We start from the raw sequence: 15,666 nt of genomic DNA, 5'->3' as shown, positions 1-15,666 counted from the left end.
CCAACCTTCCACGCGAATCATCGATTAAGAAATAGTCACCATGGGGATTGAAGATACCATCCAGCCGCTCAGCGAGTGGCTCCTTCCCATCCCGGGGCAGCAACTCGGCGGACTCCTCACGTTCCTGATTGCCATTGTCATCCTGATCGTCTGCGGTCTGGTGTTCGGGTTTATCGTGTCGGTGTTCCGCAATGGTCCATTCGAGGCCTTTTACGCGGTCTTCGGGACGGCTGTGAAGGCGGTGCCAGAGCTCCTTTCGATCTCCCCTCGCCGCGTGTGGGCAATGACCTGGCTCGCGTTTCAGGAAGCGATTCGCAAGAAGGCTCTCTTGGTCTTTGCGCTGTTCATGGTGGTGCTGCTGTTCGCTGGCTGGTACATCAACCCCAGTGCCGAACAGCCTGTACGTCTCTACCTTACCTTCGTGCTGACGTTCCCCAAGTGGCTGGTCCTGCTGCTGGTGATCGCGTTGAGCGTGTTCAGCCTGCCAGACGATATCAAACGCCGTACGATTTACACCATCTATACGAAACCTGTTCTGCCGAGCGAGCTGTTCCTTGGCCGTCTGTTTGGTTTTGTCGGTGTGGGGACGATCGTCTTGTTCGCGATGGCGTTGGTTTCCTACGTCTTTCTGCTGCAAGGCTTTAACCACACCCACTACGTCACTGCCGACGACCTGGTCGCTGGCGAAAACGGTACCTTAATTGGTGAAACCACGGAAGCCGCCGGTCACAAGCACGCGATCACCATCTATCCCGATGGCAACGGCGAAACCGACCGCACCCACGAGCACCGTCACGCGATCAGCACCAACGAAGGGGCCAGCGGCGACGAGAAGTACGTCGTGCACGGCCCAACCGATATGTTCCAGGCCCGCGTGCGTCACATCGGTACGGTCCGTTTCCTTGATCGTGCAGGTAAAAATGCAGCCCCGCGCGGCATCAATGTCGGTAAGGAATGGGAATACTTCAGCTACATCGAAGGGGGCTCGTTCGGTGCCGCGATCTTCACCTTCGAAGACGTCAATGAAGGAATGCTCACCGAAGTTACCGACGGCGACCAGACAAAGCAGATGCTGCCGGTCGAATTCAACCTCAGTGTGTTCCGTACCTACAAAGGGATCATCACCGAAGGTATCCGCGGTAACTACTACCTGAAGAACCCCGAGACAGGTGCTCGCAGTATCGCGATCCCCTTCACGGCCAAGGAAGTGTCCGATCTGCACTACATTCCACGCACACTTTCCAACTTCAAGGCCGACTCCGACAAGCCGGAACTCGACCTGCTGGAAGACCTGGTCACCGAAGATGGAGGCCGCCTGGAACTGTGGATCCAATGCGTTGAACCAGGTCAGTACTTTGGTGTCGCCCAAAACACCGTGTACATCCTGGAAGCCAACCGCAACTTCACCATGAATTACATCAAATGCTACTTGGGCATTTGGTTCCAGGTGATCCTGGTCATCACGTTCGGCCTGGTATTCAGTACCTTCCTGAATGGTCCGGTGGCCTTGCTGGCCTCGTTCCTGGCACTGGGTTACGGCAGCATCGCTGGTGAAGTGAAAGGCCTGGCCCGAAATGTGATCTTCGGCGAGAAAACTGGCTGGTACGGGGGTGGTCCCGCGGAAGCCATGGTGCGACTATTCACACAGAAGAACATCATGACCGAACTGGGCGACTACTTTTGGGTAGACGTCGTCAAAGGGATCGACATGGTATTCGCGTTCATGATTTATGCATTTGTGAACATGCTGCCTGACTACGGCATGTTCGACACACAAGGTTTCGTGGTCGACGGTTATAACATCCCCATCGCAGTCGTCGCGCAACAATTTATCACGGTTCTCGGCTTCCTCGTCGCCCTGGTGGCGGTGGGTTACTTCTTTCTGAAATCGAAAGAAATCGCGGCATGAACAAGAATAAATCTTTTCAACATAAAGTTATCTACGGCGTTTGCATGATCGTGATCTTGATCGCGGTCTCGCTGATCAGCCGTCCGGCGACTTCCGACCAACCAGGCGGGATGCTCGCCCAGATGCGTCGCGACTATCACATTTCGGACGCCCAACTCGGTAAGGTCGATCCGGCTAGCGAAGCGATGCGTTTGTCTCTGCTGGGTCTCGACGGGGTGGCGATCACGTTCCTCTGGAGCAACCTGAACGAGTACCAGAAGACCGAGCAGTACACCTTGATGGAGGCAACCGCCAAGACCATCTCGTACTTGAACCCTCACCTTTTGAAGGTTTGGGAATTCCAGGCCTGGAACCTCTCGTACAACGTCTCGCGTGAGTTCGACAACTACGAACACCGCTACCTGTGGGTTAAACGCGGGATCAACTACCACATGGACGGGACCGAGTACAACTACAATGAACCACGCATGATGAACTCGATTGCCCACTTCTTCGGCAACAAGTTCGGTAATGCAGACGAGAAAGAACAGTACCGCGAACTCTTCCCCGAAGATGATCTCTTCCACGACGAAATTCAAAAGCACCTTGAAGGCACCGCGTACTCGGTGACCGAAGATGCCGAAGGGGTCCAGGAAGGCAAGCCCGATCACTGGCTCGTCGCACGTCTGTGGGATAAGTGGGCAACCGAAGTGGTCGACAATGGTCTAGGTAGCATCGGGGCCATGTCGCCGACGATCTTCTACCAATATCCTGCCAAGCGTCTGATGAACTTCGGTGAAGCGATCGAAAAAGAAGGCCATATCTCCGAGAAAGCTCAGGCCGCCTGGGCTCAGGCACTTGAAGAATGGAAAGAATATGGCGATCACGAACTCCCTTCGACCTACGGCATTCCGATCAAGCTGAACGACGCAGTTCGTTTGGGCAAAGAAATCGACGAAGCCGCCAACAACTTCGACAACACCTACAACGACTACTCGACCGAAGTCCAGGACGAGAAAATCGCCAAGCTTCCCGAGGAGACCAGAAAGGCACTCGACACGCCGGAAGAAGACCGCACTGAAGAACAGATTCAGCTGATCAAATCGGTTCAACACACCTTGCAGGTTTCTCGAATTGAAGTCGTTAAGAAGATCCAAGACAAGGCCAACGCCTTGAAGAAGGAAAAGCCTGACTCCGAAGAAGCGAAGACGCTGTCGCAAGCTGCCTTGGAAGCATCGCGTGAAGCAAATCGCCTGGACGAGATGGAGTTCCTCAAGGGGGTCATCGATCGCCAGAAGGACATCGTCGCGTTCAACTATTGGCAAACGCGGGCTCAATCGGAAAGCACCGATCGTACGATTGAAGCGCGTCGTCTGGTCTATGAAGCCCATGAAGCCTACAAGGACGCTAACCTGGTCAAGGCACGCGAACTGTACGAACAGGCCTGGGAAAAGTGGATCGCCATCTACGACGACTACCCAGAATTGCGAGATGACGCCTCGGCAGACGTTCTATCCGATTCCATCAAGGAATACCGGGCCCTGCTGAACCAGTTCGACCAAGACATTTCGCCGAACTTCCCGTTGATAGACATCCTTCGTTCCAACTCGGACATCTTCGTCGAACCAGTCTGGAATCCCGATGACGCCCCGACTCCGGCGGCAGCCATGCCGGAAGAAGAGAAGGAAGCCGAAGCATCCGACGACAAGCCGATGGATGCCGAGAAGCCTGCGGCAACCCAGGAGAAACCAACGGAAGAAAAGCCAATGGAAACTCCGACCAAGGAAGAAACATCCGCGGAATCGCCAGCCACTGAGAAGCCAGCTGAAACGTCGGCGGAACCAGAAGCGAGCGAAGCCAAACCGGTTGAAGAGCCTGCCGAAACCCAGGAAGAAGCGGTGCCGTCCGCAGAATCGACCTCTGCCCAGTCGTAAGGCGGAACTCGAGTGAGCAAGACCTCTCCCGAAAATAACGAGGCTCGATCCCCGGCGGATCGAGCCTTCTTCCTTTACCAGCGGCTGGTTGCGCTGTTTCTGTTGATCCTGGTCGCCGTGACCTATCCGTTGTGGATCGACCAAACCGCGTTCCCCGCGGTTCCTGTTGTAAGCGAGCTGTGCGCTGTCCCTGGCCTGGTCGATGTCATCCTCGTGGCAGTGCTAGTCCTGATCGCGGTGGCCAATGTGTGCCTGGGCCCCCAATCGCCCGCGTCTTCCAAGCTATGGATCGCCAACAGTGTCGTGCTGATTTTGTGCTTCCTGCTCAATCAACATCGCTTCCAACCATGGGCCTATCAGTTTGCGGTTCTCGGATTGATTTTCGGCCTGGCTCCGGCCAGAAATGCCCGGCAATTGACGATGTGGATTACGCTGAGCATTTACTTCTACTCGGCACTGTCGAAGCTGAACCCTTCGTTTGCCAACGAACTGGGCTCCGACTTCCTGGTCACAATCAGTTCGATTGTGGGAGCCTTCCTTTCACCCGATCAACTCGCGTCGTGGAAGTGGCTGGCCCTAGGCTTCCCTCTGTTTGAACTGTTGGCGTTTCTCTTTCTGCTACTACCGCGAACCAGAAAACTAGGCGTCGTTGCGGCGTGCATCATGCATGTCGGCCTGATCGTGGTGCTGGGGCCTCTCGGGCTTTCGCATAGCTGGGGCGTGCTGCTGTGGAACGTCTTCTTCTTCACTCAGGCCATCTTGCTGTTTGGATTTACCCAGTCTAACAAAGAAACCGAAACCGCACCGGCCATCTCCACTCGCCTGAGAATCGCCCAGGCAATTTGCGGCCTGGTGATTTTGTTTCCCACGCTCGAAATCATCGGGCTAGGCGATCCCTGGCCTGCCTGGGGACTGTATGCGTCGCATGTCGGGCGAACACACTTGTTCCTTTCCCGGCACGCCGTCGAGCACCTCCCCAGGTCGCTGCGGAGCTATGTCGATACCGAATCGTCCGATGACCTGTTCGTCCCGGTCCATCTCGAACAATGGTCACTCGAGGCCACCGGTGCCCCCATCTACCCTGGCCAGCGTTTCTCGCTCGCGGCCGCGCGAGCGTTCATTAACCAAACCGATACAGCGAGTGCTGCACGGGTAGTCATCGAGTCCCCCGCAGGCCGCCTGCAAGACGATCGCGAAGCAGACACGTTCTCCGGCGATAAGATCGCCATGGAAGCAGACCGTCGTTTCTGGTTGAACACGAAACCACGCGACACTTTCTTCAGCAGTCGTTAGTGTTTTCGGCCTGCGAAGAGGGCGACTGACCCCAGTTGCTCGATCTCGACCTCTACCAGGCACGTCTCCAGAACTTCCCTGAGCGATGCCTGCGTGTCTTCCTCGTTGCCAAAGATTCCCTTGCGGTTGTACGAGGCCATCACCTGACGTCCCAACCACGAGCCAGGCCTGGGCTGGCCCAAGATCGTTGCGCCGAAAAGCTTTCCTTCGGCCACCAGCGCCGAAGTGGCATGCGCGACAACTTGCTGCCGAAACGCCACATCTCCCGGCAAGCAGTGCAGCACGTACATCAGAGACACCGACGTGAAGGGCACCATCTGCGAATCGAACGGCTCGGCCAGGTTGGCTTCGTACGTTTCCACTTGGTAGCGTTTTAGCTTCGCGGCAGCCGCGGCCAGGCAATTGGGATTGGCGTCTAACAATCCGATTCGGGCATTGGGCGAAAACACCGAACAGTGATCAGGAAAGAAGCCTGTCCCTACGCCGATATCCAGATGATTGTCGGTCGCGTGCTCGTCGAACCAGGCTTCCAACATCGAGGTCGGACAGCTCCAAAACCATCGATTAGACACCCCATGCACAATCAAGTCGTACCAGCGCAGCAGCCTGGGAGTATAGATCTTATGTCCGGAATCGACATCCAAATTATCGGTGTTTGTCGAAGTCATGACAAAACGAACCGTTTTCCAAAATTGAGGGAGGAAAGCAGAAACAATCCGTTGATTTCCCGAACAAATTGGTGTCTGCTGATAGGACACCCCCGCTTTTGAGCTAATAGCAAGCGACATTAATTCGTCGCGCAACCACTATGAAAGACGATACCACGAGGGGAGTCTGGTTCCCTTTGTATCAAGAATTCGTCGAGCGTTGGGCCGCGGACTCTCCGCCGGACCTTGGGGGTTTCATTTCCCGCGTTTCTCCAGATGAACGTTTCGATCTGTTTCGTCAGTTAGTAATGCTCGATGTTTGCGAGCGTCAGAAGCGGGGTCTCGAAGCAGGCAAAGCGTATTACAGTGCCCGTTTCCCTGAGTTCCAACCGCTGATTCAAAATGTCTTCGATCGGATCGTGGAAGAACTGGGCGAAACCCGCGGCTCCGGTTCCACGTCGCGCGATACCCACACGAACTTCTCCCTCGATCAAACCTCATCCCACGGCGACCCTCACACTCAGCACTTGTGGGAAGCGCTGCAAGACTGCCAGGCTCACCCCAACGAAGTTATCGGGCTGCAAGCGGGCGAATATCAGTTCCTGGAACTGATCGCCCAGGGAGGCATGGGCACCGTCTACCGAGCTCGCCACCGCACACTCGACCGCCTGGCGGCCATCAAGCTGATGCGTCCGGAAGCCTCGACCGACCGGTTCATTCGCGAAGCCAAGCTGCTCGCCCGCATCCGTTCGCCGCACGTTGTTTCCGTGTACGACTTCTCGGTCCTCCCCAAAGGTTCGCCGCTGATCGTGATGGAATGGATCGAAGGGGTCGACCTGAAACGCATCATCAAAGATAGCCCCGATCACATCCCCGAAGAAAAGATCATCCAGTGGATGCAGCAGGTTTGCGAAGGGATGAACGCTGCGGCGAAGCTCGGCGTGACCCATCGTGACGTGAAGCCTTCGAACATCCTGATCGACCGAGACGGCTACGCCCTGGTGGCCGACTTCGGCTTGGCTCGCAGCGGCATCTCGTCGACCGACTTCTCGATCTCCGGCAACATGATGGGCACACCGCTGTACATGGCCCCCGAACAAGCCGAAGACCCACGCAACGTCGACGTTCGCAGCGATATTTACGCGTTCGGCGGTACGTTCTACCACGCCGTTACCGGCCAGCCCCCGTTTGTCGGCGAGACCGCGTTCAGCATCTTGTTCAAGCACAAGATGGAACCGATCGTGCCTCCCAAGACCCACAACCCAAACATATCGGATCGTGTGAACGACATCATCGAACGCTGCCTTGCCAAGAGCCCGCGAGATCGCTTTCAGTCGTTCGACGAGATCCTCTCGCAGCTCCGCAGCCCGGCCGACAGCGTCTCGCCGTGGCAGTTCAGCGACAGCAAGATCCTCCAGTCATTCCGGGCGATGTTCGAGGATCAGAAGAACGACTACATCCACCACCCAGAAAAGTTCCTGCGGCCCGATCCCTACTATCTGCCCAATGGACGGCGTCTGGAAATCGTGTGCGGCGATGTCACCAAGCAGCATGTCGACGCGATTGTCAGTTCGACCGATTGCCGCCTGTCGCTCGACATGGGGTTAGCTAAAGCAGTCGCCGACGCAGGCGGGCCACTGATCGAGTTTGACATACGACGACTGGGCATCAACCGCGTACCGCCAGGACGCGTCATCGTTACCCCAGGCAGCGAACTACCGGCGCTCTACGTATTCCATTCGATCACCCGTAGCGAAGTGACCGGCGTTACCCCGAGCCGCGACTTGATCTCCGAAATCGTCTCGAACTGCATGTATAACGCCACCACGCTCGGCATCGAGTCGATTGCATTTCCGCTGATTGGTACCGGAATCAGCCGCTTCACGGAAGAAGTCTGTCTCGATACGCTCTTCCGTAACCTGGTCCGTCGCCTTCTTTACGAGCCCACCAGTTTGAAGATCGCTCGCATCGTCATCCGTCCGACCAAGGACAAAGAGCAAATCGTCTAGCGTTCGCTCTCAGGTCACTTTGGCGCGGTTGTAACGATTGCCCCTCCTTTCGCCGCTGAAAAGTGGCTACGCCTTCTACCATTCTCATTTGCACGCAGGTCAGGGCTGCAACTTTTGCGACCTATGGTTGAACAATGGGTCTGTCCCCTACCAGCCGTTAGGTCCCTGATATCGTGCAAGAATTGTCTTCCAATCCGAACCCATCTACTCCGCGTCCCTGGTCGGCATGGGCCATCGTTGCCGCCACCCTGTTGGCCGCTGCGATCGCCGTGAGTCCCAATGGGGCCGATCCCGATTTATGGGGACACGTTCAATACGGCCGAGATGCTCTGCACGAAGGACTCGCCCGTACGACCACTTACAGCTACACCGCCAACGGCTACCGCTGGATCAATCACGAGAACCTCAGCGAACTGGCCCTGGCCATCGGTGTCGACACGATCGGCCCCGCCGGATTGCTGGTCCTGAAAACTCTACTCGGCCTGGCGATTTGCCTGGTTCCGTTCTGGAAGACGAAAGACTTCGCCAAGAATCCGCTGCCGGTTGTTGTCGTCTCGCTGCTGATCGCGGTGAACTTGACCAATCACTGGAACGTTCGTCCGCAGCTGTTCAGCTTTGGGTTCTTTGCCTTGCTGCTGCTGTTGATCGATTTCGCGTTTACCGGCTGGCAAGGACATTGGAACTTGCCGTGGCTAACGTCACTGCGTCGAGGCGAATCTGTCGATGCTTTCAGCTGGAATCACCGCTGGGTGAAGCTGATGTGGCTGGCCGTTCCGCTTTGCTTCCTGTGGACCAACACGCACGGCGGCTTTATGGCTGGCGTCGGTGTACTGTGCGTTTACCTGGCATGCCGTATGATCGAAGCCGCCACCATGCGTAAGTGGCAGGCCGCCGGAATGCTTCGCCGTTTGGCGCTGATGATTGTCGTCGTCCTATTGGCCACGCTCATCAATCCGTATAGCATCGGCCTGCATCAATGGATGCTGGAAGCCCTTCGGGAACCCCGTCCCGAAATCACCGAGTGGCATCCGCTTTACTCGTTAGACATGTTCAGCGTCGCGTTTGTTGCCATGACTGGCATCATCGTGTTGTCACTGTCGTTTTCCCGTAAACCGCTCGACTTCACGCAGTTGGTAGTCTTACTGCTGGTCGCCGCTCAGGCCGTTATGCACCAACGTCACGCGCCGTTTCTCGCCATGCTGTGCGGGTTCTGGGTGACGCCGCACGTGGTGAGTGCCTGGCACCGTGTCACGCAGCGTTCAGACAGCGAAGAACGAAGTCCTCATCCGGCGATTGCCTGGGGTGTGGTCATCGTCGGTGCCGTCCTTTTCGCCGTGCCGCTATTTCATCGCTTGAGCGTGATGCCCGTCTACCGCGACACCTACCCCGTGTCGGCCATTGAGTTCCTCGATTCACACCAACTGCACGGCAAAACGATCGTCTCGTACAACTGGGCTCAGTACTTTATCGCCGCGCGATGTGGCGAGGGAGACTCAAGAGTTCAGTTCGACGGACGATTCCGAACGTGCTATCCGCAAGCGGTCGTCGATCGCCACTTCGACTTCATCCTGGGAGACGCCCCCGGCATGCGAAATCGCAAGCTCGCTGGCCCCGTCGATCCCACGGCGGCACTCGTCGAAGGAGACCCGAAGCTGGTCTTACTCGATCGCGGGCAACCTCACTCCGAACAAGTGATGGAACACGTCGCCGGATGGACCCTGCTATACCAAGATTCTCTCGCACAAATCTGGGGGCGTAGCGACTTGTTCGACGAACCTCAGTCACCCGAGTACCTCGCCCCACAACAGCGTTCCATTTCTGACGCTGCACAATCTGGCTACGTTGCCTGGCCTGCGATTCCTCCGCACAACGGCAGCGATCAACCATCATCGCAACTGGCACGTGCCGACGGCACCACCACCTCAAGAGGGCAACCATGAGCACCAGCTTACTGACACCGAACTGCGGAGCATCGACCTGGGAACCAATCGACGACCACCCGCTCGATTTGGCACCGTGCGAATTTCGCCTGGCCGACTGCGAACTGCTGGCAGATGACCTTCTGTCATACGAACACGATGCGACCCACGTCGACTATCCACTGCCAAGTGACTTCCGCCTGTCGGTGATCGTGCCGGTTTACAACGAAGAAGCAACGGTCGCCGCCGTGATCCAGCGACTCCTGCAGTTGCCGTTTCGCACAGAAATCGCCATCGTCGATGATGGCAGCACCGATGGCACCCGTGACGTGCTGGCCCGCCTGGCTCACTTCTGCGATTTGAAAATCTTCTATCACCCAACCAACCGCGGCAAAGGGGCGGCCATTCGTACCGCCTTGCCGGAAGTGACCGGCGACGTTGTGGTCATTCAAGATGCCGACCTCGAATACGATCCTCAAGATCTCGTGCAGGTCATTCGCCCGATCGTGACCGGCGAAGCCGAGGTCTCCTACGGTTCGCGATTCCTCGCCCACGATGGCAAGAGCAAGGAAACGTCCTGGATTCGCCAGCTCGGCAATCAAACGTTGACCTGCATTTCCAACTGCCTGACCGGCCTGCACCTGACCGACATGCAGACCGCGCTAAAGGCCTTTCCCCGCAAGGTCATACAGCAGGTTCAGCTGCAAGAGAACCGCTTCGGCATCGAACCGGAGATCACCGCCAAGCTCGCCAAACGAAACTATCGCTTCGTCGAACGCCCGGTGACCTACAACGCCCAAGCGTGGTCGGCCAGCAACAAGATCAGCTGGAAAGACGGCCTCGCCGCCCTGTGGTGCATCCTCCGCTACCGCCTGGTCGACTGACATTCCTTTCCCCTCTCCCCGCCGGGGGAGAGGGGACGGGATTTGCTGCGTGCTATGGTTTCTGCCATCCCCATATGCCCAGATCACTTCACTCCGCCCTTCCCTGCGCCCGACAAACACGGCGGCAATCCACTTTTCCACCGCCGCGCCAGCACAGATCTCAAAAGGTCTACTTCCCCTATTCGTAAACATCTGCACAATCGGCCGTTAAATTTGCTACCCAAGACCCTCCAAATCCCCTGTTTTAGTGGTTTTCCGCACCTGAAAACGTGCCGATTCGGTTGAACCTTGAGCCGTTAACGCCTATCCTTATAGTTTGGACTAATATCCCCACACTCCTTCTACGGGCACAGGGCCTTTCACGAAGGAGTCGGGCAATCTACATCGTGTGCTCGGTAGGCACCTGGATTGGGTCTAAGAGGAATCTGTTTCAATCACCGGAGAAAATCTGTGAGTACTTCGACCGAAAAATCTACGAAAAACCAAGTCATGCTAGGCGCCGATATTATGATCGAATCGCTGGTACGACATGGCGTAGAAGTACTCTTCGCTTATCCCGGCGGTTGCAGCATGCCGCTTCACCAGGCCCTTACACGCTACAAAGACAAGATCCGCACGATCCTGCCGCGTCACGAACAAGGTGGTTGCTTCGCCGCTCAAGGTGTTGCCCGCTCGACCGGTAAGGTCGGTGCCGCCATGGCTACCAGCGGTCCCGGTGCCACGAACCTGGTTACGGCAATCGCCGACGCCAAGCTCGACAGCATTCCGCTGATCGCCATCAGCGCCCAGGTTCCGCGTGCCGTTATCGGTAGCGACGCGTTCCAGGAAACGCCCATCGTGGAAGTGTGCCGCGGGATCACCAAGCACCATTACCTGGTGACCGACATCAAAGACCTGTGTCGGATCATGAAGGAAGCGTTCCACATCGCCACGACCGGCCGCCCTGGCCCCGTGCTGATCGACATCCCGAAAGACGTTCAGCTCGAACAAACGGTTCCTGATTGGGACTGCGAAATGAACCTGCCTGGCTACAACATCAGTTCGCGCGTTGCCAAGCCGGAACAAATTCGCCAGGTGGCTGCCGCGATCAAGCGTGCCAAACGCCCGATCATTTACGCCGGTGGCGGTATCATCACCTCGGAAGCTTCCGAAGAACTTCGTGAGCTGATCAAGAAGACCGGCATTCCAACCACCATGACGGTCATGGGCTTGGGCGTGTTCCCAAACTCTGATCCGCTTTCGCTTGATATGCTCGGCATGCACGGCACCGTTTACGCCAACATGGCCGTGAGCGAGTGCGACCTGCTGATCGGCCTGGGCGTTCGTTTCGACGACCGCGTCACCGGTAAGCTGAGCGAGTTCGCCAAGGACGCCAAGATCGTTCACATCGACATCGACCCAGGCGAACTGAACAAGAACAAGACCGCCCACATTCCGATTGTCAGCGACCTGAAGCCAGCACTGAAGATGCTGAACGAAGTGGTCGAAGCACCCGAAGATATTTCTGCCTGGGTGGCTCACTGCATGGACATGAAGAAAAAGGATCCGTTGACCTACAACAAAGAGTTCGACGGCATTCTGCAGCAGCACGCCATCGCCGAGCTTTCGCGTATCACGCAAGATCGCGAAACGATCATCTCGGTGGGCGTGGGTCAGCACCAGATGTGGGCGGCTCAGTTCTATCAGTTCAAGAAGCCACGCACCTGGATGTCCAGCAGCGGCCTGGGCACGATGGGCTTTGGCCTTCCGGCTGCCATGGGCGCTCAAGCAGCCAACCCCAATGCCCTGTGTATCGACATCGAAGGGGACGGCAGTTTCCAGATGAACATCCAGGAACTGGCCACCTGCTACTGCGAAAATCTGCCGGTGAAAGTGATGTTGCTCAACAACCAGCACCTGGGCATGGTGGTTCAGTGGGAAGATCGCTTCATGGCCGGTAACCGAGCCCACACCTACCTGGGCCCGATCCATCACGAAGAATGGTACGGCAAGGGTGAAGACATCTACCCGAAAGAGACCTACCCGAACTTCGTCCAGATTGCCAAGGGCTACGGCTGCGGTGGTGCCACCATCCGCGCCAAGAAGGACCTGCTTCCAGCCCTGGAAGAAATGATCGCTTACGACGGCCCGTACGTGCTGGACGTTCAAGTTCCTTACCAGGAACACGTGCTGCCAATGATCCCAAGCGGCATGACCGTGAAGGAAATGATCAAGTCGTAAGACCGATCAGGCATATCGAATTTACAAGACAGGGAGCTAGAAATGGCTCCCTGTTTTCGTGTGATACTTGCCGACTAAATCTAAAGTTTTGGAATCGGTACCTTCTGGTCGCTCTTGCGGCGGCGGAGGTCGAAGTAGTGCGGGACCAACGTCGAACCGAAGCCCCGTTTGACTTCCCAGGCAGCTCGCGTTGCCCAGGGGGTACCCGCGTAATCCTTCGTTACCTGGGTAAGCAACTTCGTCGCGCGGTCGGCGTCGGCCTGGGTTTTGTCGGCAGCCACTAATTCCTTGCGCGTTCGCAGCTCCCAGCCGCGGAACTCCATATATTCCGCTCGATTAGGATCTGGCGGCGTAGGATTCTTCAGAAACTGTTCGCTGCTGACTCCGTACTCGTAGGCTCGGCAGCGATAGGCATACAGCTGACCGAGAATGAGATCGAAGTTCGCCTTCCAGCGATTTGAGGTCGACTCGTCACGCAGATGGACATTCTTCTCCATCACCTTGATTGCTTCGTCCAGGTAGCGGCCGTAAGGCATGACCTCGGTTTGCTCTCGGCGAACCTGGCTGACCATCTCCTGTGGATTGCGGCTGTACCAGTGACGGATGGTCAGCACGTCGGCCCGATCTTCCTGGAAAGGATTCAGATCGTACACGACTTTGGTTACCAGGCTTTTCAGTGGGTCTCCTTTGATCTCGGCCACCTGCTCGGCCCGCGGACGCAAGTCCGGCCGGTAGTAGTCCATCGTTTTGGGATCGAACTTGCGATCGGTCACGCGGTGGATTTTGTCTTCCTGCCCAGGAAGCATGAAGAAACGCCCGCCCGTTTCCTTAGCCATGCGAACCTGTTCGTAGGGACCGAAGCCAGCGGTCATCGCATCCCAGCGTTTGCCGTAGCCGTCGGTTTGCAGCTGTTCGACAAAGGCCGTCTCAGGACCGCGATCGATTTTCAGTAAGTGAACTTCACCATCGAAAGGATGCCGCCACTCATAATGGGCATAGGGATAACCAAACATCGCTTCGCGACCCAACACGAACAACCGGCAATCCATCTGCTGGGCCGCTTTAATCGCGTTTTCCAGCTGCGACTGGTTGTCGGCCGTGTTGCCACTTTCGTCGGTAACAAGAATGAGAGCGATCTTGCGGTCAGCAATGTTGGCATACTTCTTGTGCTGGGCCAACGCTTCCATGATGGCCGAACAGCTCATCTCCTCGCCTGAATCATCGACCTGAATCTGGTCGATTGCTTGCTGAATTTCGCTTAACACTGCCGACGGGGCTGGCGTGAGCAACTGAAAACCTTGACCATAACAGGTGATCGCGGTGGTCAGCATATCTCCCTGGCCTTCCTCGGTCAGGCCGATTTCTTGGTACACACGCATGATCCGATCGCGAATAATCTGTTGATCGTCCTTCATGCTTTCCGACTGGTCGAACAACCAGATCACAAGGACCTTGTCTTTGGAAAGCATCCAGATCAATTCCTGCGCGATCTGGTCCATCGCTTCCTGATAGTTGGAAACGACTTCCTGCGCCGAGCCAATTGTGCCGGAGGGAATTTCCTGAATCAGCGAGTCGGTATCCTTTGAGATCATCGCGATGTCACTCAGCTGAACATCGACGGTCTCCTTGGGATCGACTGCCTGTTCAATCAGCACGGGGGCCGACAACGAAGCTGCCACCAAGCCTCCCATTCCCATTTCCGCTACCGGTATCGACGCTTCTGCCATTTCCGTTGAAATCTTGTCCATCGGATCAAGTTCGATTTCAAACATCTCCAGATCTTGCGTCATATCCGGCTCGATCACGGTCACCAACGGACGCTGCCGAAGCGGATCGACAAAGGTGAACATCGCCAACACAACTACTAACGTAAAGTGAAAGATGAACGAGGCCAGAAACGCCATCGATTGATAAGCCGCGCAGGCCGCGCTGCCGAGCAGCCCGCGTGGTGCGGCATCGTGAATTTCGATCTGGGGAGTTGGCGAAGGGGGAGAGGCTGGAATGCTTGACATGGCATCAGGTCGCGAAAGGAGTCAAACGTCAAGTCAACAATCCCAACCTATCAAGCAAATGCTATTCCTTGCACTTGTTTTGCGAGAATTCGCGCCGAAATCACGGCTAAGAAGTCCTTGCGCGTCGAATCAACCGACGATGGTGCCACCTGGCGCGACACGTCTCGCTTAGTACCCCAGCAGCCGCAGCGCCGTGTCGACCTGGTCTTCCAGTTGTTTTTTTGTGGCCTTAGGGGTTCGGCCGAACAGCGCACCCAGGTGATTGCGAGCCAAAGCTGCCCCCAGCAGCGTGGCGGTCATTTGATCGATGTCGTCGATCCGCGGGCCGACCCCTTCATCACGCGCTCGCTCGACTGCTTCGCCCAGGTAGCGGCGTGCTTTCGAGATCACGCGGTCATGAAAGTCCCGAGCCAGCTTGGGGGTGCGTTCCGCTTCCGAGATCAACAGCCTCGTCAAGCGAACCTGCCGCGAGGTCATGATGAACTGCACCATCGCATGCAGCCGACGACGCAGTTCAACTCCGGCGTCCTCGGCCTGGGTGGTGTCGTTTTCCCACGGCGAATCCCCCAAACCGCCGACCATCGCGGCGAACAAATGCTCTTTGTCCGGGTAGATCGCATAGAGTGTCTTCTTGGACATGCCTGCCGATTTGGCAATTTCCTCCATGGTTGCCGCGCCGTAGCCAGTCGAGGTGAATACCTCTTCGGCCGCCCTTAACAGACGCTGACAGCGCTCCTGTTCGGTATAAACCGGCGGTCGGCCTGGTTTGGCCTTCTCGGGCTGGTCGGATGTGGGTTTGGTCATAACCGTTGACTCTTACGCGGAAGACGGGTATCGTTCCATTTAAGAAACGACATCGT

At 56.6% G+C, this 15,666-nt stretch carries 10 protein-coding genes; 7 read left to right on the top strand and 3 right to left on the bottom strand.

From position 1 onward, the window contains the following. Window positions 1-40: 40 nt before the first annotated feature. Genes C5Y96_RS00170 through C5Y96_RS00160 form a run of 3 tightly spaced genes read left to right on the top strand, consistent with a single transcriptional unit; the run spans window position 41 to window position 5,115 of the window. Entirely contained in the window at window positions 41-1,909 is a 1,869-nt protein-coding gene (locus C5Y96_RS00170; RefSeq protein ID WP_105349531.1) for an ABC transporter permease, read from the top strand. Beyond that, window positions 1,906-3,822 carry a hypothetical protein gene (locus C5Y96_RS00165; protein ID WP_105349530.1) on the top strand — a complete coding sequence of 639 codons (1,917 nt, stop codon included), beginning with the start codon at window positions 1,906-1,908 and terminating at the stop codon, window positions 3,820-3,822. The genes C5Y96_RS00170 and C5Y96_RS00165 overlap by 4 nt, the downstream gene beginning before the upstream one ends. A gap of 12 nt (window positions 3,823-3,834) precedes the next feature. Next, window positions 3,835-5,115 (top strand): MauE/DoxX family redox-associated membrane protein, encoded by a 1,281-nt coding sequence (locus C5Y96_RS00160; RefSeq protein WP_105349529.1) that lies wholly within the window; start codon window positions 3,835-3,837, stop codon window positions 5,113-5,115. On the opposite strand, the gene C5Y96_RS00155 is transcribed toward C5Y96_RS00160, so the two are convergent. Continuing rightward, a complete protein-coding gene (locus C5Y96_RS00155; protein WP_105349528.1) occupies window positions 5,112-5,783 on the bottom strand; it encodes a methyltransferase in 672 nt (223 codons plus the stop codon). The genes C5Y96_RS00160 and C5Y96_RS00155 overlap by 4 nt on opposite strands. A 176-nt stretch (window positions 5,784-5,959) precedes the next feature. Between C5Y96_RS00155 and C5Y96_RS00150 the strand changes: the two genes are divergently transcribed. The 4 genes from C5Y96_RS00150 to ilvB all read left to right on the top strand — a co-directional run bounded on the left by C5Y96_RS00150 (window position 5,960) and on the right by ilvB (window position 12,794). After that, window positions 5,960-7,771 carry a serine/threonine-protein kinase gene (locus tag C5Y96_RS00150; RefSeq protein WP_158261013.1) on the top strand — a complete coding sequence of 604 codons (1,812 nt, stop codon included), beginning with the start codon at window positions 5,960-5,962 and terminating at the stop codon, window positions 7,769-7,771. 173 nt (window positions 7,772-7,944) lie between these two features. Continuing rightward, window positions 7,945-9,711 (top strand): hypothetical protein, encoded by a 1,767-nt coding sequence (locus C5Y96_RS00145; protein WP_105349526.1) that lies wholly within the window; start codon window positions 7,945-7,947, stop codon window positions 9,709-9,711. Continuing rightward, window positions 9,708-10,574, top strand: coding sequence for a glycosyltransferase family 2 protein (locus C5Y96_RS00140; RefSeq protein ID WP_105349525.1), 867 nt, complete (start codon window positions 9,708-9,710; stop codon window positions 10,572-10,574). The genes C5Y96_RS00145 and C5Y96_RS00140 overlap by 4 nt, the downstream gene beginning before the upstream one ends. Window positions 10,575-11,063: 489 nt before the next feature. Continuing rightward, window positions 11,064-12,794, top strand: coding sequence for a biosynthetic-type acetolactate synthase large subunit (ilvB, locus tag C5Y96_RS00135; RefSeq protein WP_105349524.1), 1,731 nt, complete (start codon window positions 11,064-11,066; stop codon window positions 12,792-12,794). Between the two features lie 80 nt (window positions 12,795-12,874). Here ilvB and C5Y96_RS00130 read toward each other — a convergent pair whose 3' ends face one another. Further along, window positions 12,875-14,806 carry a vWA domain-containing protein gene (locus tag C5Y96_RS00130; protein ID WP_105349523.1) on the bottom strand — a complete coding sequence of 644 codons (1,932 nt, stop codon included), beginning with the start codon at window positions 14,804-14,806 and terminating at the stop codon, window positions 12,875-12,877. 168 nt (window positions 14,807-14,974) lie between these two features. Continuing rightward, window positions 14,975-15,610: a TetR/AcrR family transcriptional regulator gene (locus tag C5Y96_RS00125; protein WP_105349522.1), complete on the bottom strand. Its 636-nt coding sequence runs from the start codon at window positions 15,608-15,610 to the stop codon at window positions 14,975-14,977. Window positions 15,611-15,666 lie beyond the last annotated feature (56 nt).

This window comes from Blastopirellula marina (assembly GCF_002967715.1).
Classification (GTDB): domain Bacteria; phylum Planctomycetota; class Planctomycetia; order Pirellulales; family Pirellulaceae; genus Bremerella; species Bremerella marina_B.
Note: the sequence above shows the minus strand (reverse complement) of the source record. Positions and strands in the feature narration are given on the sequence as shown.

Coding starts and splice junctions, on each gene's coding strand:
- C5Y96_RS00155 (WP_105349528.1), bottom strand. CDS start 5,783: ATGACTTCGACAAACACCGATAATTTGGATGTCGATTCCGGACATAAG.
- C5Y96_RS00170 (WP_105349531.1), top strand. CDS start 41: ATGGGGATTGAAGATACCATCCAGCCGCTCAGCGAGTGGCTCCTTCCC.
- C5Y96_RS00130 (WP_105349523.1), bottom strand. CDS start 14,806: ATGTCAAGCATTCCAGCCTCTCCCCCTTCGCCAACTCCCCAGATCGAA.
- C5Y96_RS00125 (WP_105349522.1), bottom strand. CDS start 15,610: ATGACCAAACCCACATCCGACCAGCCCGAGAAGGCCAAACCAGGCCGA.
- C5Y96_RS00140 (WP_105349525.1), top strand. CDS start 9,708: ATGAGCACCAGCTTACTGACACCGAACTGCGGAGCATCGACCTGGGAA.
- C5Y96_RS00165 (WP_105349530.1), top strand. CDS start 1,906: ATGAACAAGAATAAATCTTTTCAACATAAAGTTATCTACGGCGTTTGC.
- ilvB (WP_105349524.1), top strand. CDS start 11,064: ATGCTAGGCGCCGATATTATGATCGAATCGCTGGTACGACATGGCGTA.